Annotated in this window: 18 protein-coding genes; 16 read left to right on the top strand and 2 right to left on the bottom strand. The window is 72.1% G+C overall.

Annotated features, from left to right (window positions below; genetic code table 11):
- Nucleotides 1-227: 227 nt before the first annotated feature.
- From ACIOC1_RS23610 to ACIOC1_RS23570, 9 genes are all read left to right on the top strand, one after another.
- Entirely contained in the window at nucleotides 228-2,438 is a 2,211-nt protein-coding gene (locus ACIOC1_RS23610; RefSeq protein ID WP_401856261.1) for an alpha-galactosidase, read from the top strand.
- A gap of 19 nt (nucleotides 2,439-2,457) precedes the next feature.
- Entirely contained in the window at nucleotides 2,458-5,376 is a 2,919-nt protein-coding gene (locus tag ACIOC1_RS23605) for a hypothetical protein (RefSeq protein WP_401856260.1), read from the top strand.
- A gap of 53 nt (nucleotides 5,377-5,429) precedes the next feature.
- Nucleotides 5,430-6,731 carry an enolase C-terminal domain-like protein gene (locus ACIOC1_RS23600; protein WP_401721068.1) on the top strand — a complete coding sequence of 434 codons (1,302 nt, stop codon included), beginning with the start codon at nucleotides 5,430-5,432 and terminating at the stop codon, nucleotides 6,729-6,731.
- A 113-nt stretch (nucleotides 6,732-6,844) separates the two neighbouring features.
- On the top strand, nucleotides 6,845-8,191 hold the full coding sequence (locus ACIOC1_RS23595) for an extracellular solute-binding protein (protein WP_355333127.1): 1,347 nt from the start codon (nucleotides 6,845-6,847) through the stop codon (nucleotides 8,189-8,191).
- 38 nt (nucleotides 8,192-8,229) lie between these two features.
- Nucleotides 8,230-9,129 carry a sugar ABC transporter permease gene (locus ACIOC1_RS23590; protein ID WP_355333125.1) on the top strand — a complete coding sequence of 300 codons (900 nt, stop codon included), beginning with the start codon at nucleotides 8,230-8,232 and terminating at the stop codon, nucleotides 9,127-9,129.
- The gene (locus tag ACIOC1_RS23585) at nucleotides 9,126-10,085 is read left to right on the top strand and encodes an ABC transporter permease subunit (protein ID WP_391161104.1); all 960 of its coding nucleotides are present in this window, start codon (nucleotides 9,126-9,128) and stop codon (nucleotides 10,083-10,085) included. The genes ACIOC1_RS23590 and ACIOC1_RS23585 overlap by 4 nt, the downstream gene beginning before the upstream one ends.
- Nucleotides 10,082-14,224 carry a hypothetical protein gene (locus tag ACIOC1_RS23580; protein ID WP_401856259.1) on the top strand — a complete coding sequence of 1,381 codons (4,143 nt, stop codon included), beginning with the start codon at nucleotides 10,082-10,084 and terminating at the stop codon, nucleotides 14,222-14,224. The genes ACIOC1_RS23585 and ACIOC1_RS23580 overlap by 4 nt, the downstream gene beginning before the upstream one ends.
- Entirely contained in the window at nucleotides 14,218-15,090 is an 873-nt protein-coding gene (locus tag ACIOC1_RS23575; protein WP_401721079.1) for an NAD-dependent epimerase/dehydratase family protein, read from the top strand. The genes ACIOC1_RS23580 and ACIOC1_RS23575 overlap by 7 nt, the downstream gene beginning before the upstream one ends.
- Before the next feature lie 107 nt (nucleotides 15,091-15,197).
- Complete coding sequence (locus ACIOC1_RS23570) at nucleotides 15,198-16,031, top strand: glucose 1-dehydrogenase (RefSeq protein WP_355333115.1); 834 nt, start codon at nucleotides 15,198-15,200, stop codon at nucleotides 16,029-16,031.
- A gap of 130 nt (nucleotides 16,032-16,161) precedes the next feature.
- Here the strand turns inward: ACIOC1_RS23570 and ACIOC1_RS23565 are convergent, their stop codons facing one another.
- Nucleotides 16,162-17,241, bottom strand: coding sequence for a phosphotransferase family protein (locus tag ACIOC1_RS23565; RefSeq protein ID WP_401856258.1), 1,080 nt, complete (start codon nucleotides 17,239-17,241; stop codon nucleotides 16,162-16,164).
- Between the two features lie 155 nt (nucleotides 17,242-17,396).
- Between ACIOC1_RS23565 and ACIOC1_RS23560 the strand changes: the two genes are divergently transcribed.
- The 6 genes from ACIOC1_RS23560 (at nucleotide 17,397) to ACIOC1_RS23535 (ending at nucleotide 23,492) form a co-directional block, all read left to right on the top strand.
- Nucleotides 17,397-18,413 carry an ABC transporter ATP-binding protein gene (locus ACIOC1_RS23560; protein WP_401856257.1) on the top strand — a complete coding sequence of 339 codons (1,017 nt, stop codon included), beginning with the start codon at nucleotides 17,397-17,399 and terminating at the stop codon, nucleotides 18,411-18,413.
- Nucleotides 18,410-19,225, top strand: a complete 816-nt coding sequence (locus ACIOC1_RS23555; protein WP_355333109.1) for an ABC transporter permease — start codon at nucleotides 18,410-18,412, stop codon at nucleotides 19,223-19,225. The genes ACIOC1_RS23560 and ACIOC1_RS23555 overlap by 4 nt, the downstream gene beginning before the upstream one ends.
- A gap of 141 nt (nucleotides 19,226-19,366) precedes the next feature.
- The gene (locus ACIOC1_RS23550; protein ID WP_401856256.1) at nucleotides 19,367-20,725 is read left to right on the top strand and encodes a sensor histidine kinase; all 1,359 of its coding nucleotides are present in this window, start codon (nucleotides 19,367-19,369) and stop codon (nucleotides 20,723-20,725) included.
- Entirely contained in the window at nucleotides 20,722-21,327 is a 606-nt protein-coding gene (locus ACIOC1_RS23545; RefSeq protein WP_355333104.1) for a response regulator transcription factor, read from the top strand. Before ACIOC1_RS23550 ends, ACIOC1_RS23545 begins: the two co-directional genes overlap by 4 nt.
- A gap of 152 nt (nucleotides 21,328-21,479) precedes the next feature.
- Nucleotides 21,480-22,610, top strand: a complete 1,131-nt coding sequence (locus tag ACIOC1_RS23540; protein WP_391048284.1) for a YhjD/YihY/BrkB family envelope integrity protein — start codon at nucleotides 21,480-21,482, stop codon at nucleotides 22,608-22,610.
- A 39-nt stretch (nucleotides 22,611-22,649) separates the two neighbouring features.
- Nucleotides 22,650-23,492: a DUF1206 domain-containing protein gene (locus ACIOC1_RS23535; protein ID WP_355333099.1), complete on the top strand. Its 843-nt coding sequence runs from the start codon at nucleotides 22,650-22,652 to the stop codon at nucleotides 23,490-23,492.
- Between the two features lie 44 nt (nucleotides 23,493-23,536).
- Here the strand turns inward: ACIOC1_RS23535 and ACIOC1_RS23530 are convergent, their stop codons facing one another.
- Complete coding sequence (locus tag ACIOC1_RS23530) at nucleotides 23,537-23,713, bottom strand: hypothetical protein (RefSeq protein WP_355333097.1); 177 nt, start codon at nucleotides 23,711-23,713, stop codon at nucleotides 23,537-23,539.
- Nucleotides 23,714-23,826: 113 nt separating this feature from the next.
- On the opposite strand from ACIOC1_RS23530, the gene ACIOC1_RS23525 reads away from it, so the two are divergent.
- Entirely contained in the window at nucleotides 23,827-24,267 is a 441-nt protein-coding gene (locus tag ACIOC1_RS23525; RefSeq protein ID WP_355333095.1) for a type II toxin-antitoxin system PemK/MazF family toxin, read from the top strand.
- The last annotated feature ends 42 nt before the right edge of the window (nucleotides 24,268-24,309 follow it).

Below are 24,309 nucleotides of genomic sequence, written 5' to 3'. Positions count from 1 at the left end.
ACCTGCTGTCCGGTGCTCCTTCCGGTATGCGTGGTTGATCTGTCGACAGCCGTCAGGACGTAGCTGACCAGGCACGAAGGCGCCGCCTGTCGGTGAGCGCGCACGGCCGGAGCCGTGGCGCGGGCGTCGTGATCCCCTCCAACCCCCTGGGGGACGCCGCTTGTCTCGTCAGGCAACGTTGTCTCAGCTGGTCAGACATGTTTCCCCGACCTCGGAAAGGAGCGGTGATGGCCGACTTCGCCAGTCCGGCGCAGATGTGGGCCGCACGCGACGCCCTGCGTGTGCGGGGCGCTGCGGTCAGCCTGCTGACGGACGGCGCGCGGCTGAGCGTCGAGCCCACGGGCGGTCACGTGGCCGGTGCGGACGGGGGCGCCGGGCGTCCCGCGGACGCCGACGTGCTCGAACTGCGCGCCGACGCGGCCACAACGGCCGTACTGCGGCTGGCCGTTCCGCTCGGCGACGCGGCGGGTTACTGGCATCCGGGGGCGGGCTGGGACCGGCACCTGGTGGCGGACTGGGCCAACCCCTGGCGCACCGTCGGCCTGGTCGACTCCGCGCCGCTGGGCTGCCTGTACGACACGGCGGGCCGCGCGCTGCTGGCCTTCGCGTCCGACCGGATCGCGGCCACCACGCGGGTCAGATTCGGTGTCGGCGAGGAGTCGGCCCGCTTCGGCGTGTGGCTCTCGATGGACCTCGCGGCGGGGGAGACCTGTCGGATTCGCGTCCAGGCCCCGGGCCGCCCGTGGGCCGAGGCCGTACGGGAGGTGACCGGCGGTCTCGCGGACGCCGCGCCGCTGCCCGTACCCGACGCGGCCCGCGCGCCCGCGTACTCGACCTGGTACTCGATGCACCGCGAGCTGACGGCGGCGGGCGTCGAGGCCGAAGCCGTGCTCGCCGCCGAAATGGGCTGCGGGGTGCTGCTGTTGGACGACGGCTGGCAGCTCCACGCGGACGGTCCCGGCTACTCCGGCAGTGGCGCGTGGACCCCGGACCCGGCCAAATTCCCCGACTTCGCCGCGCATGTGAGGACCGTGCAGGGCCTGGACCTGCGGTACGTGGCCTGGATCGCACCCCTGCTGGTCGGCGAACGCACCCCGGCGTACAAGGAGTTGGCGCGGGTCGCGCCGCACGAGGTGACGCGGCTCGGCTGCCGGGTCCTCGACCCGCGCCGCCCGGCCGCCCGGCGCTTCGCCGTCGACTCCTGCGTCGACCTCGTCCGGCGCTACGGCCTGGACGGGCTCAAGATCGACTTCCTGGACTTCGCGATGGCGTACGCGGCGGAGGAGTACGCGGCTGAGGAACTCGCGGGCGGGGACCACGCGGCCGAGGTCCACGCGGTCGAAGTCCACGCGGTCGAAGTTCACAAGGTCGAGGTCCATGGGGCCGACCGGCCGACTGCCGAAGAGAACGCCGCAGATGAGAACGTCAGGACCGGCCGCGATGACGGCACCGGTGCGGGCCGTGGTGCCTCCACAGACGCCGGTACCGGTGTCGCCACCGCCGCCGGACCTGACACCGGCGGAGGCACCGGCACCGGTAAGGACACCTGCCGAGGTGTCACCGCGGAGGCACCCGCCGACCTCGACGTCGCGGACGTCGCCGATGTGGGCCTGGGCATACGGCTGTTGCTCACCGAACTGCGCGAGCGGCTGCACGAACTGCGCGGCGACGAGCTGCTGATCGAGCTGCGACAGCCCTACACCGGCCCCGGCATGCGGCGCTTCGGCAACATGTTCCGGGCGGCCGACTGCCCGGCGGACGCCACCGCGAACCGGGTCCGCACGCTGGACACCGGCGTGCTCGCCGGATCGGCGGCGGTCCACTCGGACATGCTGATGTGGGACCCGGCCGCCCCGGCGGAAGCGGCGTCCCGACAGCTGCACTCCGCGCTGTTCTCGGCACCGCAGATCTCCGTCGCGCTGGCCGGACAGAGCGCGGAGCACCGCGCGATGACCGCCTTCTGGCTCGGCGTCCGGCGGACGTACGCCGATGTCCTCGACCGGGGCGAGATCCGCGCCGGACGTCCCGACCAGCTCCACCAGACGGTGACGGCCGCCCTGGGACGGCGCGCCGTCATCGCCTGCTACGCCGAACACCACGTCGTCCCGCTCCAGTTGGCGGAGTTCACCGAGGTCGCCCTGGTGAACTCCACCGCCGGGCCGCGCGTGGTCCTGGACATCGAGGACCCCGGCGTCGAGCGGCCGGGCGTGGCGGGCGTGGCAGGCATGGCGGGCGTGGCAGGCGGGTCGGGCCTGGACATCGACGCTCCTGGCGTCGCCGGGCCCGGCGTCCGCGTCCGGCTGGACGTCTTCGACGCCTGCGGCAGACCCGCCGCCTCGGGCCCGCGCACGCTCGGCCCCGGACTCACCCCGATCGCCGTCCCGCCCTCCGGCCTGTGCGTCATCCGGCCGGTGGCACCCGAACAATCCCCGCGCTGAACCCTGGAGAGGACCGACCGTGACAGACAGCCACGCCAGATCCGACCGCACCACCCCGGCGACGCCGACCTCGGCGACGGCCACCCCCGCGGAGGTCTCCCGGCGCAAGGTCGTGGGCTACGGAGCGGCCGCCGTCGCGGGCGCCGCCGCCGCGAGCGCCATGGACTGGGGCCTGGCGCCGAGCGCCCGCGCCGCGGCGCCCGAGGGCACGGCGGCAGCCGCCGCGCTGCCCGTGGTCGCCTTCGGATTCTCCGACCCGACCGGCCTCTACCCGGTGACCGGTACGGCGAAGGCCGCCCCCGACCTCCTCGTGGTCTTCAACCCCACGACGGCGCTGAGCGGTTCGGTCACCTGGTCGGTCGCCGCCCGCGCCGGGGCGCCGCTGAACAGCGGCACCACCGCGTTCACCGCCCCGGCCGGTACGCAGACCACCACCACGATCCCGCTGGGCTCGTACGATCCCGACCACTACGCCGTCACGGCCACCGTCACCAACGCCTCCGGTGCCCAACTGCTGTCGCAGACGCTCGGGTTGGGCGTGATCCGGCCGACCGTTGCGGGCCGCAGGCCGAACTCGGCGTTCGGGCTGGGCATCCGCTCGGAGTCGACTCCCGCCATCACCCGGCAGATCGCCCAGCGCATCGGCGTCAAGTGGTGCCGGGGCATCGACGCCGTGCAGCCGGACACCGTCTGCCCGTCCCCCGGCGTCTTCTGGCAGCAGCCGCAGATCGACGCGGCGCGGGCCGAGATCGCCGACTGGCACGCCCACGGCATCGAGGCCCTCGCCGGCATCAACTACAACATGTCGTGGAATGTGCAGCCCGGCCCGGACGGCAAGCCGGTGAAGACCTACCAGAACCGGCCCAAGGACCTGGTCGCGCACGCCGAGATGGTCTACCACTGCATCGCGCCGCTCCAGGACCTGGTCCCCAACTGGGAGGTGTGGAACGAGCCCTGGGTGCACGGCTGGGCGTGGATGACCGGTGACGCCCAGGACTACCGCGACATGTGCAAGCTGATCTGGGACCGGGTGAAGCCCGAGTTCCCCGACGTGAATCTGATCGGCGGCGGCTCGGTCACGTACAACCGCGACATCGTGTACGCGCGGGGCTCCAAGGACACCGGCTACATCGACGGCTCGGTGAACCACGCCTACGGCTACCCCGACGCCACGCAGTACGCGATGACCAAGACGCAGGTCAAGATGGACCGCCTCTGGTCGCGCACCCAGGGCCGCGCCGGGCAGTGGCAGACCGAACTGGGCAACGCCGACGCCAACTTCACCCATCTGCCGGCCGGACAGGCCGGGTACGGCGTGGCCCGCACGGTGGCGCCGACGTACCTGCTGCACATGCTCGCGGGCGCCGAGGAGGACTCGCCGATCCGGATCTTCTGGTTCTCGCTGTCCTACGACAAGACCTACTCCGGCGTCGAGTTCAACATCTACGACATCGCCACGAAGTCCCCCAAGCCCGCCGTCGTCGCCTACGCGACCATGACGAGCCTGCTGGAAGACGCCACGCTGGAAGAGGAGTTGTACCCGAACGCCAAGTCGACGTGGGGCTTTCTGTTCCGCGGCGCCGACGGCAAGGGCCGGGCCGCCGTCTACGCCGACCAGCTCTACGACGGCACGATGGAGGACCAGAGCGCCGGGTACAACGGCACCGTCACCCTCAACGGCGCGCAGGGCGTGCGGGTCTACGACTACCTCGGCCGCCGCCTAGCCGACGGAGCCTCGCCGTCCGTCACGCTCCAGGTCAAGCCGTGGGAAGTCCTGTACTTCGACAGCGATCTGAGTCCTGAGGCGCTGAAGTCGGTGCTGACCACGGGTGCCGCCTTCGACTACGACACCCCGCTGAAGGTCGAGGTCCAGTCCTTCACCAGGCCGCTGGGCGCGAGCAGCACCATCGACGTCCTGGTGGAGAACGTCTCGCCGCAGACGCAGAACGCGAAGGTCGTGATCACCCCGCCGTCCGGCTGGCAGGTGTCGCTGTCGGTCTCGCCGTGGATCAGCCTCAAGCCCGGCCAGACGAAGACGCTGACCTTCCCCGTGACGTCGTTCACGGCCAACTCCGCGAACCAGTACGAGATCGGCTACGACATCACGGTGCCGCGCGGCTCGGCGCAGGTGCACCAGACCGGGACGCGGAAGGTGCAGCTCACGTATCTGCCGTTCCGTCAGATCACCGTCGGCGGAAGCGCCAGCCAGTGGAACGACGTCGTCCCGGTGACGATGACCAGCACCGGCGCGGCCGGTGACACCAAGACGTACAGCCTCCAGGCCGCCTGGGACGACGGCTTCCTGTACTTCAGGGCGCTGATCGAGGACGACGTCCAGCTCTCCAACGTGCCCTTCGCGGCGAACGAGTACCTCTTCCCGTTCAAGGCGGACAGCATCCAGCTCGGCTTCGACGCGGTCGCCCACAAGACCGAGGATCTGCTGGTCGGGGACGCGCACTACGAGAAGTGCCTGCGGTCGCTCTCCCACCTGTACGTCGTCACGCTCGCCACCGGAGGCGTCCCCGAACTGCACCGGCAGCTCGCGCCCGGCACCAACTACCAGACGTACTACCCGACCAACGCGACGCTCCCGACGCCGCTGGGCCCGATGGACGCGAAGGCGGACGGCGGCACCGAGGGCCGGGTGCTGGTGTCGCGGGACGACGTCAACAAGGTGACCAGGTACGAGGTCGCGCTCGCCTGGAGCCAACTCCCCGAGGTGGCCGCCGCGGTGAAGAGCGCGCAGCCCGGCGCCGTCACCCCGATGTCCTTCGCCTTCCAGGTGACGGACGCGGGAACCGGCGGTCACGGCGCCACGTACTGGACGACCGCCGCGGAGCCGCCCACGTCCGGCTGCTACAACTTCGCGCCGTTCTGGGGCACCGGCGCCCAGTTCACCGGCGGTCGCGTGGACACCCGCTGGGGCATCGGCAGTTGACCGTCCCGCGCACCCCTTAACGCCTCTTCGCACAGAACCAGGAGCACCCTCCCGTGACCGACCACGCCGCCGATTCCGCCGGACCCGTCAAGGAGTCCGTGCCCGCAGAGCCGCCGTGGGCGCAGCCGTCCGGCGTCCGTATCACCGGGGTCAGGACGATCCTGACCGCTCCCGCGGGCACCACGCTCGTCGTGGTGCGGGTCGACACCAGCGAGCCCGGCCTGTACGGACTCGGCTGCGCGACCTTCACGCAGCGGGCGAAGGCGGTCGCCACGGCGGTCGACGAGTATCTGGCGCCGCAGCTCATCGGCCGCGATCCTGCGGACATCACGGACATCGCGTCGACCCTGCACGTCAGCGGCTACTGGCGGTCGGGTCCCGTGCTCAACAACGCGCTGTCCGGTGTGGACATGGCCCTGTGGGACATCAAGGGCAAGCAGGCGGGACTTCCGGTGTGGCAGCTCCTCGGCGGGCGCTGCCGCACCGCGGTCCCGGTGTACGCGCACGCCGCGGGACGGGACGCGGCGGAGGTCACCGACGAGGTGCTGGCCCTGATGGCCGAGGGGTACGGGCACGTCCGCTGCCAGGTCGCCGTGCCCGGCGCGGGCACCTACGGGGCGCCGGCCGCCGCGGCCACGGCCGGCGCCGCCAAGGCGCTGACCCCCAACGCCTGGGACCCGGCGGCCTATCGGCGCACGGTGCGCGGCCTCTTCGAGCACCTGCGGGAGCACGCGGGCCCCGAGGTCGAGCTGATCCACGACGTGCACGAGCGGGTGCACCCCACCGACGCCGTACGGATCGCGGCGGACCTGGAACCGTACGACCTGTTCTATCTGGAGGACCCGGTCGCGCCCGAGGACATCGAGTGGCTGCGCGTCCTGCGCGGACGCTCGGTGACCCCGATCGCGATCGGCGAGCTGTTCACCAACCCGGCCGAGTACCGCCCGGTCGTCATGGAGCGGCTGTGCGACTTCATCCGGGTCCACGTGTCGGCGATCGGCGGCATCACCCCGGCGTGGCGGCTCGCCGCCGCCTGCGAGATGTTCGGCGTGCGCACCGCCTGGCACGGTCCCGGCGACGTCTCGCCGGTCGGGCACGCCGCCAACCTCGCCCTCGACCTGGCCGCCCCCAACTTCGGCATCCAGGAACAGCATCTGTTCGGCCCGGCCGCGCGGGAGGTCTTCCCCGGCTGCCCCGAGATCCGCGACGGCCACCTGTGGCCGAGCGACGCGCCCGGTCTCGGCGTCGACCTCGACGAGCGGCTGGCGCTGAAGTACCCGCCCAAGGGCGCGGCGGAGCCCGGCCAGGCGTGGAAGCCGCCGCGGCGGGCCGACGGCGCGCTCCAGCGCCCCTGACGCGCGCCCGCCCGGCACCGACCCCGCACCGCACTCGAAGCGACCCCGAACCGACCCCGAACCGACCCCGCACCGCACTCGAACCGAACTCGAAACGAAGGAGCCCCACCCTCATGCGACCCCGTACCTTCGTCACGCTGCTGGCGGCGACCGCCTGCGTGTCGGCCGCGCTCACCGGCTGCGGCTCCTCCTCGTCCGGCGGCGGCGGCGCCACGACCACCCTGACCGTCGCCGAGTGGACCAACCCGGGCGCGATCGAGTTCACGCAGGACCTCAACGCCAAGTTCGAGAAGGCCCATCCGGGCGTGAAGGTCAAGCTCCAGCAGGCGCCGAACAACAACGGCGCCTGGCAGCAGCTCTGGAACAGCCTGCTCCAGTCCAAGTCCGTTGACGTACTGGCCCTTTCCGCGCCCACCCAGGCGGGCTTCGCGCCCAGCTACACCAGCCTCAAGCCCGCGGGCGCCGCCGCCCTGATCGACGCCGGGCAGATGACCGACCTGTCGGCGCAGCCGTTCATGAAGAACTACGACGCGACGGCCCAGGCCGCCGCGGTCGGGCGCAACGGGAAGGTCTACGGCGTCATGGCCGCGCAGTACGCCGCCGCCGGGTCGATCTGGTACAAGAAGGATCTTCTCGACAAGTACCACATGGGCGTGCCCACCACCTTCCAGGAGTTCCTCGACGACTGCGAGACGCTGAAGAAGGCGGGCAAGACCCCGATCTTCGTGGCCGCGAAGGACAACATGCAGGGCGGGGTGTGGCAGGGCTCGGTGAACCAGACCCTCATGCAGGGCCGCCCGGCCTCGGACTCCGTCAAGGTGTCGAGCGAGCGGGCCGACGCGTTCTGGAAGGGCACGCAGTCCTGGACCGACCAGGTCTACAAGGACGCGGCAGGCCGCTACGAGAAGGTCATGAAGTACATCGAGCCCAACGCGGCCGGTGTCGCCCAGCTCACCGCGCCCGGCGTCTGGGCCGCGAAGTCCGACGACTACCCGTTCCTGCTGGACGGTTCGTGGGACGGCGCGCTCATCCAGAAGGCCAACCCCACGCTCAACCTCGGGTTCTTCACCATGCCCGGCACCGACACCCCGGCGGCCAACCGCCTCATGCTCAAGCCCGACCTGACCTGGATGGTCCCGACGACCGCCAAGCACAAGGACCTGGCCATGGAGTGGCTGACGATGTTCTCCGACCCGGAGAACTACAAGGAGTGGCTGACCAAGACCGGCTCCATCTCCACCCAGCCCGCGCTGAAGAACACCGGACTGCCGTGGATGGACTGGCAGAACGCCCACATGGACGACGCCTTCCAGCAGCTCAGCAACCCGTGGGTGCCCGCGGGCGCGCCCGTGGACGCGGGCGGTCCCGACTTCTCCAAGATGACGCCGATCGGCGGCGACAGCGCCGACACGATCCTCAGCCGCTCGGCGAGCGCGTACCGCAAGTCGGTCGGCAACTGACCACCGCCTCCCAGGCACCATGAGAAAGGAGGCGCGGCGTGGCACGCTGTCCCTTCGGAACCCAACGGACGCGGCGGTTCATTCCCTGGGCCAGCATCGCGATTCCGGGAGCGGGCTGGCTGCTGTTCGGGCTCTACCCGTCCCTGGCCACCATCGGATACTCCTTCACCAGGTACTCCGGGCTCCCGGGCACGCCGCTCAACTTCTGCGGACTGTGCAACTACGACGCGGCGTTCACGTCGCTGTCCACCCAACTGTGGAGCGCCGTACGGGTCACGCTGATCTATGTCATCGGCGTGACCGTGCTCCAGAACGCGATCGGGCTCGGACTGGCCCTGCTGCTCAACCGGCCGGGCCGCTCCCTGACCTTCTACCGCGCGCTGATCTTCATGCCGCAGATCTTCTCCGTCACCGTGGTCGGCGCGGTCTTCTCCCTCATGCTCGACCCGTACTCGGGGCCGGTGGAGAAGGTCGTGCACGGCCTGTTCGGCGTCGACTCCGCCTTCCTCGGGTCGAGTTCACTGGCGCTGTGGCTGGTGATGATGGTGAACGTCTGGATGTTCTCCGGCTACTCGATGCTCATCTACATCGCGGGACTGCGGAACATCCCGCGCTCGGTGTACGAGGCCGCGGCGATGGACGGCGCGGGGCGGTTCCGGGTGTTCCGGCATGTGACGTGGCCGCTACTGGCCCCGGCCACCACCGTGAACGTCTTCCTCACCGCCATGGCCACGCTGGGCGAGTACGCGCTGATCATGGTGCTCACCGCGGGCAACTTCGGCACCAAGACCCTGGGGTTGTACATGTTCCAGTCCGCGTTCGGCAGTGACAGCCAACTCGGCTACGGCTCGATGCTGGCGATGATCCAGTTCGTGCTGACCGTCGCGATCGGCGGCGTCCTGCTGTACGGCCTGCGCAGGCGGGAGGTCTCGCTGTGACGACCGCCCGGGCGGCCGGCGCGTCGCCGTCGTCAGCGCCGAGGACCCCCGCGGCCCCCACCCGGCTCCAGCGGCTGATGTCCGCCAGGACGACCAAGGCGGCGGGGCTGAACCTGCTGTGCTTCGCCATCGCGGCCGGTCTGTTCGCCCTGCCGCTGGTCTACGTCCTGCTCCAGGCGTTCAAGACGTACACCGGATTCCTCCAGAACCCCACCGGGATGCCGCATCCGTGGACCACCGAGAGCTTCTCGGCGGCCTGGAACCAGGGGCACTTCGGACGGCAGATGATCAACAGCCTTGTCTACGCGGTCATCCCCGACGTCGTCACGCTGATCCTCGGCGTCTTCCTGGCCTTCCCCATCTCCCGTGGCTACTTCAAGTACTCCAACGGGCTGTACACCTTCTTCATCTTCTCCGGCTTCCTGCCCGGCGGCCTGATCCCGCTGTTCATCGAGGCCAGGACGCTGGGCCTGTACAACAGCATGGCCGGCTACCTGATCCTGACCAGCCTGTCCGGCGCCGGGTTCTTCTTCTTCGTCGGCTACATCAAGGGCATCCCGCGCGAGATCGACGAGGCGGCGGCGCTCGACGGCTGCGGCTACATCCGGTTCATCTTCACCATCATCATTCCGCAGATGAAACCGGCCCTGGCCACGTTCGCGATCTTCGGCTTCGTGCACGCCTGGAACAACCTGATCCTGCCGCTGGTGATGCTGTCGGACTCCGCGCTGTGGCCGGTCACCCGGGGGCTGTACTCGTTCTTCGGCGAGTACTCGCAGAACTGGCCGCTGATCGCCGCGGGCACCTTCATCGTCGCGGCGCCCATCATGCTGCTGTTCATCCTGCTCCAGCGCTACCTCGTCGAAGGTGTCGCGGGCGGCGCGGCCTTCGGCACGCAGGGTGTCGCGCCCGGCTCGTCGGGCGCCGGGGGCGCCGAAGTGGGAGGGGGATCGTGACGCCCGCCGTCACGCACTGGCCGGCGGACGGCGACGAGGTGAGGTTCGCGCTCAGTGACCCCCTCGTCCACCCCGACTTCGCCTGGCCCCGGACCCTGCTGCACTACCCGGTGCGGTGGGCGGCGCCCTCGATACGCGCCGGGCGACTGCGGCTGCTCGACGCGTCCGGCGCGCCGGTGCCCTTCCAACTCGCCGAGACGACCACGGACTCGGAGGGCGACGACGCGTTCCTGACGTCGGCCACCGTCTGCTTCTTCGCCGACCTCGCGCCCGGCGCCCGCCATGAGTTCACCCTGCGGGCGGACGAGACGCTGCCGCCGGCACGGGGCACGGGGCCGGTCGAGGTCATCGAGGACGGCGACGGCATCGTGGTCGACGGCGGAGCCCTGCGGGTCCGGCTGCCGTCCGCCGGCCGGTTCGCCGCCGGGGCCATACCAGGGCCGGTCCGGCAGCTCGACCGCGGGCACGGCTGGGTCGGCAGGTCCGTACTGCGCTGCGGCGACGGGCGGCTGGACCACCTCGACGTGCAACTGACCGAGGCGGGACCGCTGTTCGCGACCCACGTCCTCACGTACGTCTTCACCGGCGGCGCGCGCTACACCGCCACCGTCCGGGTGCTGCGGGACTGCGACTTCCTCGAACTGTCCGAGGAGATGGTGTCGTTGGACGAAACGGCGACCACCACTACTGCGACGACGACGGCGACGACGGCCATGGCGTGGGAGCTGCACTGGGAGGGCTGCACGCCCACCCACCGGTTCTCCTCCGCCTGGCCGTTCTCGCAGTCCGCCGCCGACCACGCCGACCCCGGTTCGCCCGAGCTGTACCACTGGCTCGGCATCGACGAGCCCGTCGTCGTCGGCGACTGCGGCGAGGACCCGTCCTTCTCCGGGCCGGGCGGCAGGGAGCACCCCGAGACCGACATGGCCTTCACCGTCGGCCCCTACGCCCCGAGCTTCGCGTGGGACATCCGGCCGCACGCCGCCTTCTGGGACGCGGAACAGCGCGACGCCATGGGCGTGTTCGTCCGCGACCACGCCCGGTGGGACGACCGTACGTACTCCTCGTGGGCGTCGGCGGACACCCTCCGCGTCCACTTCCGCCACGACGGCGTCCTGCGCTGGACCTGGCCGCTGCGCACCGGCACCCGCAGCACCGGTATCGCCTTCTACGACCACGAGCGCGACCTGGAGGTGCTGCGCGCGCAGCGGTCGACGGCGTACCAGTCCACGTACGTACGCCATCTCCAGCACTGGCAGGGCACGCTCAGCCTCGACCGGGTCAAGGACTGGACGCTCACCTATACCGGCAAGCGGCCGGAACCGCTGTGCGGGGAAGGGGAGTTCGGCAGCGCGCGGGAATTCGCCGACGCCCTGCTGACCGGCCCCGAGGGACCCCGGCTGATCGCCCACGGGGTCAACGACGTCGCGGGCTACCTCAACATCGGCCAACGCCCGCTCTACGACCGGCTGCTGGACGGCTACGACCGGTTCGCCGGACAGCTCGACGCCGCCGAGCGCGAACGCGTGGACGCCCTGCTCCTGCTGACCGGATACGTCTCGGCGGGCGAGGAGATCGGCCCGCTGCTGCGGATGGCGGGCGGGCACCCCAACTTCATGGCCGACGGCAAGGCGGCGCTGGCCTGCCTGGCCTGGCTCTACCCCGAGCACGAGGCGGCGGGGGAGTGGCTGGACCAGTTCGAGCGGTTCGCCGAGCTGACCGGTGTGTTCCACACCCGCCCGGCGCTGCCCTCCCGCCGCGCACGGCCCGGCCGGTGGACCGAGAGCCTGGCCACGTACGTGTGGGCGTATCTGCGGCCCCTCGGCCAGGGCAACCACCTGGCCCGGGAGGCCGACGGCCGCAACCGGGCCGTCACCCCCGAACTCGCCGCCCTCGGCGACTGGTTGGTCAACGCGCTGACCGCGCCGGTCGACGTCACCGGCACCGGCGAGCTGCGTCGGCTGCACCCCGCGCAGGGAGCGCACGCCTACTGGCCGCGCCGCCCTCCCATCGAGATGCGGCTGCTCGGCGAGACCCTGCACCGCTACCGCCCGCTGGTCGCCGAACACCTGCTGTGGGGCAGCGACCCCGCCGCCCGGCGCCTGGACAGCCCGCACGACGCACCCGACCCCTGGCGCGTCACCGTGCGCACCGAGGGCAACCCTGGCACCAACCCCCGCCTGCGCAGCGCCAAATACACCGGATACGGGATCACCCTGCGCGCCGACGTCGACCGGCCGGGCGAGGTCGCGGTCTTCCTCCAGCAGGTGGACCGCGGCCCCAACTACCGCTGGGGCATCGCCGACGACAACGGGAGCGGCCACCTCTACTACTACGCGGCGGGCGCCTCCTACAGCGGTCACGGTCCCGAGGACGCCGGGGACCGCCGCGTGCCCGACGCGACCTTCGCGACCTCCTGTGCGGTCTGGAAGGACGGCGCCTTCCGCGGTATCGGCTGCCACACCCTCGACCGGCCGATGTACGACCTCGGCGGCGCGCAGTACGCGGAGATCGTCCCCGATCCCGACGGCCCGGTCGGCGACCTGTACCTCGGCCGCAGCGTGCTGCTCGTCGGCACCGACTACCTGGTCACCTACGACTCCTTCGCGCCCAACCAGCGCATGGTGTGGACCTGGTCGGTGCTCACCGAGGCCACCGGGCACGACGCCAACAGCTACCCCCACCTGCCCGAGCGGATGCCGTTCATCCACCTCGTGCGCGGGGTGCGCGAGGACGGCACGGTGGGAGAAGGCGGCGCGGCGGGCCGGGGCGGCGCGGTGCGGGAGGCCGGCGCGCTCGGAGGCGCCTTCGCCACCGACGTCACGCACGGCGTACGCCTCGAAGGCCGCGCCGACGGGGCAAACGGCAACACGCTCGCGGTCGTCAGCCACCGCGACGACCTCGTGGTCGACCCGGCCGCCGACACGCCCTGGGGCGCCAGGATCCGCACCCCGCACAGCCTCGACCTCGTCTTCCGGCACCAGTCCGCGAGGCCCTGCGAACCGGCCGCCGTCGAATTCGCCGAGGACGGGCTGCGGTTCACGGGGACGGCGGGCACGATCCGGCTCTTCGACAGCGGACGCCGCGAACTGACGCTCTTTCACGGCAGCGCCATCGGCACGGCGGACGTCCTGCTGACCACCGAGGACCGCGACCTGGGCATCAGCCTCGGCTACCTCCACCCCACGGAGCTGCGCGGCACGTACGACGCGCAGACGGACACCGGGATCACCCTGCGCCTGCCCGCCGGGCTCGACGCCGCGGCGGACTTCTCCGTGGACGGCGCACCGCTGCGCCCGCTCGGCCGGACGCACGACACCGTGCGGCTGGCGCTCCCACGGGGCCGCCACGCATGGGAGTTGACCGCGCGCCGCCCGGAACCGGCGCCGCCGCGGGTGATCCGTACCGAGACCGTCCCCGGCGGCGCCGTCGTGCACTTCACCGCCGTCGCCGCGGCCGACTCCTACCTGCTCGAACTCAGCACGGACGGCGGTCTGACCTGGGCACCGGCCGTCGCCGCCGCCGACAGCCCCGGACTCCTGAGCGGACTGTCCGACGGCGTGAAGTACCACGTCAGGGTCGCCGCGCGGAACACCGACCGGCAGGGCCCTCCCGGCGCCGACTACCCGGTCTACGCGTCCGGCCGGGTGCCGGAGCCGCCGGACGGCCTGAAGGTCAGACTCAACGACGGCGCGGTGAGCGTCAGTTGGGGCGAGGTGCTGGGCGCAGGACGGTACCGGCTGTACCAGCGGCGCAAGGGCGAGGCCGGCTTCCGCGAGGTCTTCGCGGGCACGGCCTTCGCGTACGTCGACCGCGTGCCCGGTGTCGTACCGGCGACCGGCGATCCGCGCGGGTCGGACGGTGCTCGCGGCGGCGGGAGGCCGGGGCAGGCGCCCGTCCTGGAGTACGCGGTGGCCGCCGAGAACGGAAACGGTACCGGCCCCATGTCGCCCCCCGTCGACACCGACCCCGGCAGTTGGCGGCACTGGAATCCGCCGGTCGACGTCGCCTTCCGCCGCCACCACGCCTACAACCAGCCGCCGTACGCCCCCGCCTGCGCGACCCCGCGGCCCTACGACGAACAGCGCCCGCCCGCCCGACTCCCGCACGATATGGACCCGTTGGAGCGGACATGGTGACGGCGCAGCGCATCCTGATCACCGGGGCCGCGGGCCGCGTCGGCCGGGCGCTGCGCCCGCGCATGGCGCGGCCGGGACGCACGCTCCGGCTCCTGGACATCGCCGAGATCGAGCCGCCGGCGTCGGGCGAGGCCGTGGAGACCGTACGCGCCTCGTTCACCGACCCGGACGCGATCGACGCCGCCTGCCAGGGTGTCGACGCCGTGCTCCACCTCGGGGGACTGGCCGGGGAGGCGCCCTGGGAGCGCATCCGGGAGATCAACATCGACGGCACGCAACGGGTACTGGAGGCCGTGCGCCGCCAGGGCGTGCCGCGGGTGGTGCTCGCCTCCAGCATCCACGCGGCGGGATTCCGTACGCGGGACGACGCCGTACCCGTACGGGAGGAGGGCGCTGCCGCAGGGGCCCCGGCCGCTGAGCGCGCCGATCTGCCCGCGGACATCGCACCGCGCCCCGATACGTTCTACGGCGCGGGGAAGGCCGCGGTGGAGGCGCTCGGCGCGCTCTACCGGAGCCGCTTCGGCATCGACGTCACCTGTCTGCGGATCGGCGCCTTCCGGCCGCGCCCGCTCGCTCCTGAGGACCTGGCCGCCTGGCTGTCGCCGGACGACGCGGCCCGGCTGGTGGAGGCGTGTCTGCGCGCGGAGCCCGCCGGATTCCGGATGCTGTGGGGCATCTCCCGCAACACCCGCCGGTGGTGGTCCCTCGCGGAAGGGGAGGCCATCGGCTACCACCCGCGGGACGACGCCGAGGACCACCTGGCCGCGCTCCTGGAGTGCGGGTCCTTCGGTCCCGCGGACTTCGACCCGGCGGCCGACCGCAACTTCCGCGTCGGCGCCAATTTCTGCACTATGCCGTTGGGCTGACGACAAGGGCCTGCCGTCGGCAGCAAGCTCGGACGGCAACAGTTTTCGGTCATCCGGCCGCGCAGGCGCTCCGGTTGGCGAACACCGTGGGACTGGAGAGGGAACGTATGAGTGAGGAACACGCCGGTCGCGTCGCGCTGGTCACGGGCGGATCGAGCGGTATCGGCCGCGCCGCCGCGGAACTGCTGGCCGCGTCGGGCGCCGCTGTCGCCGTCTGCGGTGTGGACGCCGACGACACGGAGAAGACGGCCGCGGCCATCGCGGAGGCGGGCGGCCGGGCGCTGCCCGTCGTCGCGGACGTCTCGGACCCCGACGCGGTCGCCGCGGCGGTGGCGCGGACCGTGAGCGAGTACGGCGGTCTCGACGTGCTGGTGACCTCCGCGGGCATCCAGCGCTACGGAACGGTCGCCGACACCGACGAGAAGACCTGGGACGAGGTGTTCGCCGTCAACGTCAAGGGAGTGTTCCTGACCGCCCGCGCCGCCCTGCCCCACCTGCGGCGCAGCGCCTCCGGCGGCTCCGTCGTCGTGGTCTCGTCCGTGCAGTCGCGCGCCGCGCAGTCCAACGTGGCCGCCTACGCGGCGGCGAAGGGCGCGCTGAACGCGCTGGTCCGGTCGATGGCCGTGGACGAGGCCCCCTTCGGGGTACGGGTCAACGCGGTCTGCCCCGGCTCCGTCGACACCCCGATGCTGCGCCACTCGGCGGCACGGTTCAGCGACGGCAGCGACGAAGGGGTGCGGCGACTGCTCGGGGAGTGGGGCCGCAGCCACCCGATAGGGCGCATAGCCCAGCCCCGCGAGGTCGCCGAGGTGATCGCCTTCCTGGCCGGCACCCGCGCCGGATTCGTCACCGGCACGGACATCCCGGTCGACGGCGGCGTCCTCGCGGCCCTGGCCGTCACCCTCCCCCAGGACGCCCCGGAGCCCTCCGCGACAGCCTGACCCCACGGCCGGACCGATAACGGCGACGAGGGAGCGGGGGCCCTCGTCGGCACGGCGAAGTCGGTCGCCGTGCGCAGCGACCGGCGCCGGGCGGGCCCGTCGGCGTCCCGGCGGCGCGCGAGCCGTTGCTCTACGGCCTGCGGGCGGGCGGCGGTTGAAGGGCGGGCCAGCGGGTGAGCATCACTTCGCGCATCGCGGGGGCCAGACGGCCGAGAGCCGGCAGGCGGCCCTCTTGGGCGGTCACGCGGCCGACGACGCCGAGCCGGTGGACCAGTCGCTGACGGGCCGTCACCGTGCCCCACTCCCAGTCCTGGTGGGGAATCAGGGCCAGGCGGTCGGTGGTCCCGCGCTCGGCCCGCTGCACCAGCGCGTCACCGCGCAGCAGCCAACCGGCGCAGGCGTCGGTGAGATCACCCGGGACGTCCGAGCCCGTCGCCCGGCGCCAGGCGTCGCGGTACGCGGCCTCCGCCGCTTCCAGCAGCGGGGGAGCGGGGGCGGTGACGCACCAGCAGGTCGGGAAACCGACGCGCAGATAGGCGAGTTCGACGATTCCGTCGCCCAACGCGGCCTGCTCGAAGTCGATGAATCTGACGCCGTCGTCGGTGTGCATGTCGTTGCCGGGGCACGGGTCGCCGTGCAGCAGAGCGCGGCCCCGCGCCCGTGACGTACGGTCCACGAGGTCGTCCAACTCGCCGCGTACGGCGGGCGGTACGGCGACGCCGAGGGCCTGGGCGAGGGCGAGGAAGGAGTCGACGTCCGTGTGCGCCGGGCCCGACCAGGCGGGGAGTACGTCCGAGCCGTCGCTGCCGTCGCTGCCGTCGCTGCCGTCGCCGTCGTCCCCGTCGTCCGCATCGCCGTTGGTCGCCGCGTGGAGCCGGGCCAGTGCTCCGGCGTAGTCGACGATCCACTCCTCGCGCGGCGGCCGGTGCTCCACGTACTCCAGCACCAGCACCCGCTCCCGCGCGTCGGTGCCCAGCAGCGTCGGCACGACCGGCGGATCGACCCGGCCCGCGAGCCGCAGCGCGGCCACCTCGCGGGCGTACCTCTCGTCGGCCTCGGGCGCGTCGACAAGTTGCTTGACCACCACGGGAGTTCCGGCCAGCTCGGCCCGCCACACCCGCGAGCGCGGACTGCTCCCCAGCCGGCGGCCCCGCCGGGGCGTCCCCAACTCGTCCCGCAACTTCTCCCCGAGGGGCAGCCGTGACCGCATGGCGGCATCCTCGCACGGGCGGGGACGACACCCGGAGCGATTTACGGCGCGGCGGCCCCGCCCGGTCCGGGGCGGTCCCCGCCCATGACATTCGTCATGAACAGTCATGACAGACCACACGGCCCGAAGCGCCGACGGGCGGACAGCCTTGAGTCATGGACACAGTCATCGAAACCACCGGCTTGCGGCGGAGCTACAGCGGCTTCGAGGCCGTACGCGGCGTCGACATCAGCGTGGGGCGGGGCGAGCTGTTCGCCCTGCTGGGGACGAACGGCGCGGGCAAGACCTCGACGCTGGAGATCCTGGAGGGGCAGGCGCCCGCCAGCGCGGGAACCGTACGGGTGCTGGACGCCGACCCCTACCGCGAGCGTGCCGCGGTGCGGCCCCGCATCGGAGTGATGCTCCAGGAGGGCGGCTTCCCCACCGAGCTGACCGTCGCGGAGACCGTCGACATGTGGGCGGGCTGCACCAGCGGCGCCCGGCCCGTGGCGGAGGCCCTGGAGCTGACGCGGCTGGAGCAGCGGCGCGGGGTGCGGGTCAAGCAGCTCTCCGGCGGCGAGCGGCGCCGCCTCGACCTCACGCTCGCGCTGCTCGGACGCCCGGAGGTGCTCTTCCTCGACGAGCCCACCACCGGTCTCGACGCCCAGTCCCGGCACGACACCTGGGAGCTGATCGGAGAGCTGAAGCGGCAGGGCACCACGGTGCTGCTCACCACGCACTACCTCGAAGAGGCGGAGCAGTTGGCGGACCGGCTGGCCATCATGCACGCGGGCCGGATCGCCAGTACCGGACGCGTCGCGGACGTGGTCGCCGAGCGGCCCGCGCGGATCACCTTCGAACTGCCCTGGGGCCGCTTCCCCGCCGACCTGCCGCCGCTGCGGTCGATCGGCGTCACCGCACACGAGGTCACCGGGCAGAAGATGCGCCTGGAGACCCGCGACCTCCAGCACACCACCACCGAGCTGCTGTGCTGGGCCCGTGACCAGGGCGTCGAACTGACCAGCCTCGACGTCCGTTCCGCGTCACTGGAAGAGGCGTTCATGCACATCGCCAAAGAGCTCGACCACCGGGACGAGCACCCGGACGAGCATCGTGGCGGCGACCGCACAGAGCAGCGATCCGACCGCCGAGCCGACCACCGGGCCGACGACCGCCAGGAGACGACGCGATGACCTCCGCGACCACGACGACCACCGCGCCCACGGACACCGCGCGCCGGTCCCGTAAGAGCACCGAACGCCTGGCCGCGCTCGGCCGCGCGGAACTGATCCTGCTGGTCCGCAGCAAGGCCGCCCTCATGACGGCCCTCGTCCTGCCCGGTGTCATCGCCGTGTCGATGCGCAGCGCCGTGAAGAGCCTGGACCTGGGCGGCACCGGCCTGTCCGTCGCCACCGTGCTGGTGCCGGGCGCCCTCGGCATGGCGCTGTTCTTCGCGATCTACACCAACATGGTCGGCGTGTACGTCACCCGCCGCGAGGGCCTTGTCCTCAAGCGGCTCCGCTCGGGAGAGGTCCGCGACGCCGAGATCCTGACCGGCGGCGCGCTGCCCGCGGTCCTGATGGCGGTCGTGCAGTCCCTGCTGCTCGGCGTCGGACTCGCCGTCCTGCTCGACATGCCCGCCCCCGAGGCACCTCACCTGCTGGTCCTCGGCCTGCTCCTCGGTATCGTGCTGCTGGTCGTGGGCGCCGCGCTCACCGCCGCCTTCACCCAGACGGCTGAGAGCGCCCAACTGACCTTTCTGCCGTTCATGCTGGTGAGCATGGCCGGTTCCGGGATGTTCCTGCCCCGCGACACCCTGCCGGACACGGTGGCGCGCATCGGCGCGTTCCTGCCGTTCACCCCGGTCATGGACCTGTTGCGCGGCGGCTGGACGGGGAATGTGGACGGGACGGACCAGCTCCGGCTCACTCTCACGGCGCTGGTGTGGATCGGCGTGGCCGTGCTCGGCGTGCGGAAGTGGTTCCGTTGGGAGCCTCGGCACTGAGCGCCGGGCGTCGGCTCTGAGCGCCGAGCCTCGGCGCTGGGCGCCCGCGCGGCCGACGAGAAGGCCGGGCGCGCACGGCGCCGGACACGTAGGACTCGAAGAACTCAAGGGCTCGAAGGACGAAGGGACGAAGGGGCGACGGTGACTGCGGGAACCACAGGGACCACGACGGGACCCACGGGAACGGCCGGGCTGGCGAGCGTGCAGAGCTGGGTGGAGTGGCTCGGCCACCGGCACGGCACGGACCGCTACCGTCGCTACACCCTGAACTCCCTCTCCTGCTTCGCCCTGTTCGAGGCGGGCCTGTGGACGCTGTGGGTCGTCACGAACGACGTGGGCCCGCTCTGGATCGCGGTCGCGGTCCTGGGCGCTGCCCACGTCGTCGTCCAGGCACTGCTCTCCCGCGCCGGGCTCCGCGCCTACATCGGCCTGGCGCCCCGGCCGTACCTGCTGGCCGCCCTCTACACCGCCGTCACGGTCGCCGCCGTCGCGGTCGGCTGCGTGTTGCAGGCGAACGATTGCGTCGAGGGGAAGGACCTCGCGCCGTACGTGCTGTGGCTGATGATGTTCTACGCGGGCCCGCCCATGCTGGCGCTGTCCCTGCGGGCGGGTACGGCCCTGGTCTCGGCCGTCACGCTGGGCTCGCTGGTCGCCGTCTTCGCGACCGGACTGCGCGGGGAGTCGCTGGCGGTGGTCGTCGGCGGGACCCTGTTCCTCGTCCCGTTCATGGCCCTCGCCCTGCGGGCCTCCGGCTGGAGCGTGCTCCTGATCGAGGAGCTGGCCGCGGCCCGCGGGACCCAGGCCCGCCTGGCCGTGGCCGAGGAACGCCTGCGCTTCGGCCGCGACCTGCACGACATCCTCGGACGCAACCTCGCCGTGGTGGCCCTGAAGAGCGAACTGGCATCGAAGCTCGCGGAACGCGGCAGCCCCGAGGCCGTCGACCTGATGTACGAGGTGCAGCGCATCGCGCAGGACAGCCAGCGCGAGATCCGTTCCGTCGTGCGCGGATACCGCACCGCGGACCTGCACACCGAACTCGCGGGGGCCCGCGAGGTCCTGAAGGCCGCCGGTATTCCCTGCCGTATCAGCGACGGTCCCGCCGCCCGCCTCCCGGACGACATCCAGACCGCGCTCGGCTGGGTCATCCGCGAAGCCGTCACCAATGTGCTGCGCCACGCCCAGCACGCCACCCGCTGCGAGGTGTCCCTGCGCGACACCGGCGAGGGCGCTGTCACGCTGGTCGTGGAGAACGACGGCAGCGACCACCGGGGCGGGCGCGGCCACCGCGCGGGGAGCGCGGGAGGCGGCCACGGGCCCGCCACCACGGCGGGCAGCCGCACGGCGGACGCGGCCTCCGCGGACGGGACCACACCCGCCGGAAGCGGTCTCGCCGGACTCGAAGAGCGTCTGACGCAGCTTCAGGGCACACTCACGACCAGCGAACGCTCCGCCGGCGTCTTCCGCCTGACCGTGACCATCCCGTGGGAGGAAACACCATGATCAGGGTCCTGCTCGCCGACGACGAGCACCTCATCCGCGGAGCGCTCGCCTCGCTGCTCGCCCTGGAGGACGACATCCTCGTCGCCGCCGAGGCGGGCTCCGGTGACGAGGCCCTCGCCATGGCACGGGCCCACCGGCCGGACGTCGCCGTCCTCGACCTCCAGATGCCGCGCGGCGACGGAATCAGCGTCGCGGAACACCTGCGCGCCGAACTCCCCGACTGCGCGACGATGATCGTGACCAGCCACGCCGGGGCCGGGGCCCTCAAGCGCGCGCTGAGCGCGGGCGTGCGCGGCTTCGTGCCCAAGACCGTCTCCGCGCAGCAGCTCGCCCGCATCATCCGTACCGTGCACGACGGCGGACGCTACGTCGACCAGGAGCTGGCCGCCGACGCCATCACCGCGGGCGACTCTCCGCTGACGCCCCGCGAGGCGGAACTGCTCGCCATGGCCGAGGAGGGGGCGCCCGTCGCCGACATCGCCGCCCGCGCGATGCTCTCGGTCGGCACCGTACGCAACCACCTGTCGTCCGCCGCCACCAAGGTCGGCGCCGAGAACCGCCATGTCGCGGCGCGCCTCGCCCGCGAGCGCGGCTGGCTGTGACCGCGCAGCGCACCGGAGACCGCGGGCGGGGACCGCAGGAGGTCAGGGACCGGTCACCCGCAGGAGACGAAGGTCACCTCCACGGCCCGCCTCCTGACCTGTGGTCTGTACCGGCGCTCACGGGGAAACCGCCGTGACAGGGACCAAGCCGCGTGACGTGCGGCGGCAGGCCCGACGACGACGAAGTGGTGGCGATCGTGGGCATGGTCCGAAGATTCGACGCCTATCAGCGCGAGCACACCTGGATCGGGCTGCCGCTGGCGGTGGTGTACAAATTCGGCGAGGACCAGGGCGGCTACCTCACGGCGCTGATCGCCTACTACGCCTTCCTGTCGGTCTTCCCCGTGCTGCTGCTCCTGGTGTCGGTGCTCGGCTTCCTGCTGCACAACGACGCGCACTTCCAGAAGCAGGTCGTCGACTCGGCCCTGCACCAGTTCCCGGTGATCGGCGATCAGATCGGCGAGAACATCCGGTCGTTCCACGGCAACACGCTCGCGGTCGTCACCGGTGTGATCGGCGGCCTGTACGGCGCGCTCGGTGTCGCCCAGGCCGCGCAGAACACCCTGCTGAAGATCTGGGCCGTGCCGCGCCACGACCGGCCGAACCCGTTGCGCTCCCGGCTGCGCAGCCTGCTGGTGGTAGGGGTCTTCGGCGTGGGCCTGGCCGCCACCACCGCGCTGACCTCGCTCGCGTCGGACGCCCGCGCGTTCGGCGTCCACCCCGTCGTCCTGCTGCGGATCGCGGCGACCGTACTGTCCACGGCCGTCAACACCGGCCTGCTCCTGTTCGCGTACCGCTACTTCACGGTCGGCACCGTACGGCTGCGCTCCTCGGCGGGTACGGCGCTGGCCGCCGCGCTGGCCTGGCAGTTCGTGCAGTGGGCGGGCACGTACTACGTCCGGCACGAGCTGCGCGGGGCGACCGCCACGTACGGGCTGTTCGGGATCGTCCTCGGCCTGATCACGTGGATCTACCTGGGCGCGCTGATCTTCGTCCTCACCGCGGAGGTGGCGGCGGTGCGGGCCCGGCGGCTCTGGCCGCGCAGCCTGCTCACCCCGTTCACCGACAATGTGGTGCTCAGCCGCGCGGACCGTGAGGTGTACACCTCGTACGCCGCCACGGAGGTCTTCAAGGGCTTCCAGCACGTCGAGGTGAGGTTCGACCCGCCGACCGTGCCCTCGCCCACCGGTACGGCGACGGATACGGCAACCGGTACGCCGCCGCCCGGCGTCGGGCTACCCGCGCAGGACGGTTCGGGGGACGCGAAGGACGTCGTTCCATAGCGGGTGCCTCAACTCCGCCGATCGGGGAAGTCGGCCTGTGTGAAGACGCAAGCAGCAGCATCGACGGGCCGTCACAACGCCAGACGCGCGGCCGACAGCAAGGCGGTCGCCGTCGCGGGCCGCGCGGGGTTCGCGGCCCGAGGGGTGATCTACATCCTGGTGGGCGCACTGGCGGTGCGCATCGCCTTCTCCGACGCCGGAGGCCAACAGGCCGACCGCGGCGGCGCGCTTGCCGAGATCGCGCACAAGCCGTTCGGGGACGTCCTGTTGTGGTTGCTGGGCATAGCCCTGGCCGGAATGGCCCTGTGGCGGCTGTCGGAAGCGGCCTTCGGACAGGCGGGACCCGACGGCGACAAGCCCACCAAGCGCGCGATGGCCGCGGGCCGCTGCGTCTTCTACGCCTTCGTCTCGTACTCCGTGCTCGCCTACGCGGCCGGTGAGAAGAGCAGCGGCAGCGGGTCGACCGACAAGAGGACCGACGACGTGACGGCCAAGGTGCTCGACTGGCCGGGCGGCCAGTGGATCGTCGCCGTCGCCGGTGTCGCCGTCTTCTGCGTCGGTGTGTGGATCGCGGTCCGTGCCCTCATGCGCAAGTTCCACAAGCACCTGAAGATGGGCCAGATGTCGCGGCGCCAGCGCCAAGCCGTGGACTTCCTCGGCATGTTCGGCGGCACCGCGCGAGGCGTGCTGTTCGCCACGGCCGGCGGATTCGCCGTGGCCGCGGCGGTCAAGCACCAGGCGGGCAAGTCCAAGGGCATGGACGACACGCTGCGCTCGTTCGCCGACACGCCGGTCGGCCCGTGGCTGCTGGTGCTCATCGCGGTCGGCCTGATCGCCTTCGGGCTGTTCTCCTGGGCCAACGCGCGGTGGCGCGAGGTCTGAGCGGCGCCGGAAGGCGGACCGCGCGGCTCACAGGTCGCGCGCGCTCACAGCTCGCGGATCTCCTCGGGCGGGCGGCCGACGGCGTCCGCCACCTCGTGCTCGTCGCCGCCCTTGGCGAGGACCGCCGCGCTCTCGGCCTTGAGGTCGATCGCCGCCGCCTGGAGGGCGTCCTCGGCCTCGGCGTAGCGGTGCGCTGCCAGTTCAAGTTTCGCTGTGTCCACAGCGCAAGCATGCCACTACTCACCGCTGTCGCGGCGCACGACCGGGGCAGGTGTCGGCCGGTCCTGCCGTCCGTACATTCGTCCGCACACCCGTACACGAAGAGGAGAAGTCGATGAGCACGCCGATGTGGGTCGTCCTGGGCGCCGTGGTCGTCGTGGCGCTGGTGGCCGCCGTGGTGGCGGCCGGGCGCGTGCGGCGTAGCGGAGAAACCCCCGTACGGCGGTCGGGCGGCGCGTCCGGCGGCGGTGCCGCGCCGCGCAGGGGCGAGGTGTGGTGGGCGGACGTGCCGTACGAGGACACGGCCGGCTCGAAGGACCGTCCCTGCCTGGTCGTCTCGGTGCGCGGCGGGACCGCGCGGGTCGCCAAGATCACCTCTCAGCACCACGAGGAGCTGCCCGGAGTCGTACCGCTTCCCGCGGGCACCGTCGACGACGCCCGGGGCCGGCAGAGCTATCTGGAGACCAACGAGCTGCGGCGCGTGCCCGTCTCGGCCTTCCGGCGCCGCGCGGGCGCCCTCGACCCTCAGGTCATGAAGCGGCTGAATCTGCGGTGACGAGCCGCCCGGCGAGCGGCCGTCGCGGACGCGGGGCCCGTC

The organism is Streptomyces sp. NPDC088197 (assembly GCF_044741185.1).
Classification (GTDB): domain Bacteria; phylum Actinomycetota; class Actinomycetes; order Streptomycetales; family Streptomycetaceae; genus Actinacidiphila.
The sequence above is the reverse complement of the archived record's forward strand: the minus strand, read 5'-3'. Positions and strand labels throughout refer to the sequence as shown.

What these genes read in the sequence shown, in the direction of transcription:
- ACIOC1_RS23525 (WP_355333095.1), top strand. Translation starts at nt 23,827, where the DNA reads ATGAGCACGCCGATGTGGGTCGTCCTGGGCGCCGTGGTCGTCGTGGCG.
- ACIOC1_RS23560 (WP_401856257.1), top strand. Translation starts at nt 17,397, where the DNA reads ATGGACACAGTCATCGAAACCACCGGCTTGCGGCGGAGCTACAGCGGC.
- ACIOC1_RS23595 (WP_355333127.1), top strand. Translation starts at nt 6,845, where the DNA reads ATGCGACCCCGTACCTTCGTCACGCTGCTGGCGGCGACCGCCTGCGTG.
- ACIOC1_RS23575 (WP_401721079.1), top strand. Translation starts at nt 14,218, where the DNA reads ATGGTGACGGCGCAGCGCATCCTGATCACCGGGGCCGCGGGCCGCGTC.
- ACIOC1_RS23555 (WP_355333109.1), top strand. Translation starts at nt 18,410, where the DNA reads ATGACCTCCGCGACCACGACGACCACCGCGCCCACGGACACCGCGCGC.
- ACIOC1_RS23565 (WP_401856258.1), bottom strand. Translation starts at nt 17,241, where the DNA reads ATGCGGTCACGGCTGCCCCTCGGGGAGAAGTTGCGGGACGAGTTGGGG.
- ACIOC1_RS23545 (WP_355333104.1), top strand. Translation starts at nt 20,722, where the DNA reads ATGATCAGGGTCCTGCTCGCCGACGACGAGCACCTCATCCGCGGAGCG.
- ACIOC1_RS23570 (WP_355333115.1), top strand. Translation starts at nt 15,198, where the DNA reads ATGAGTGAGGAACACGCCGGTCGCGTCGCGCTGGTCACGGGCGGATCG.
- ACIOC1_RS23610 (WP_401856261.1), top strand. Translation starts at nt 228, where the DNA reads ATGGCCGACTTCGCCAGTCCGGCGCAGATGTGGGCCGCACGCGACGCC.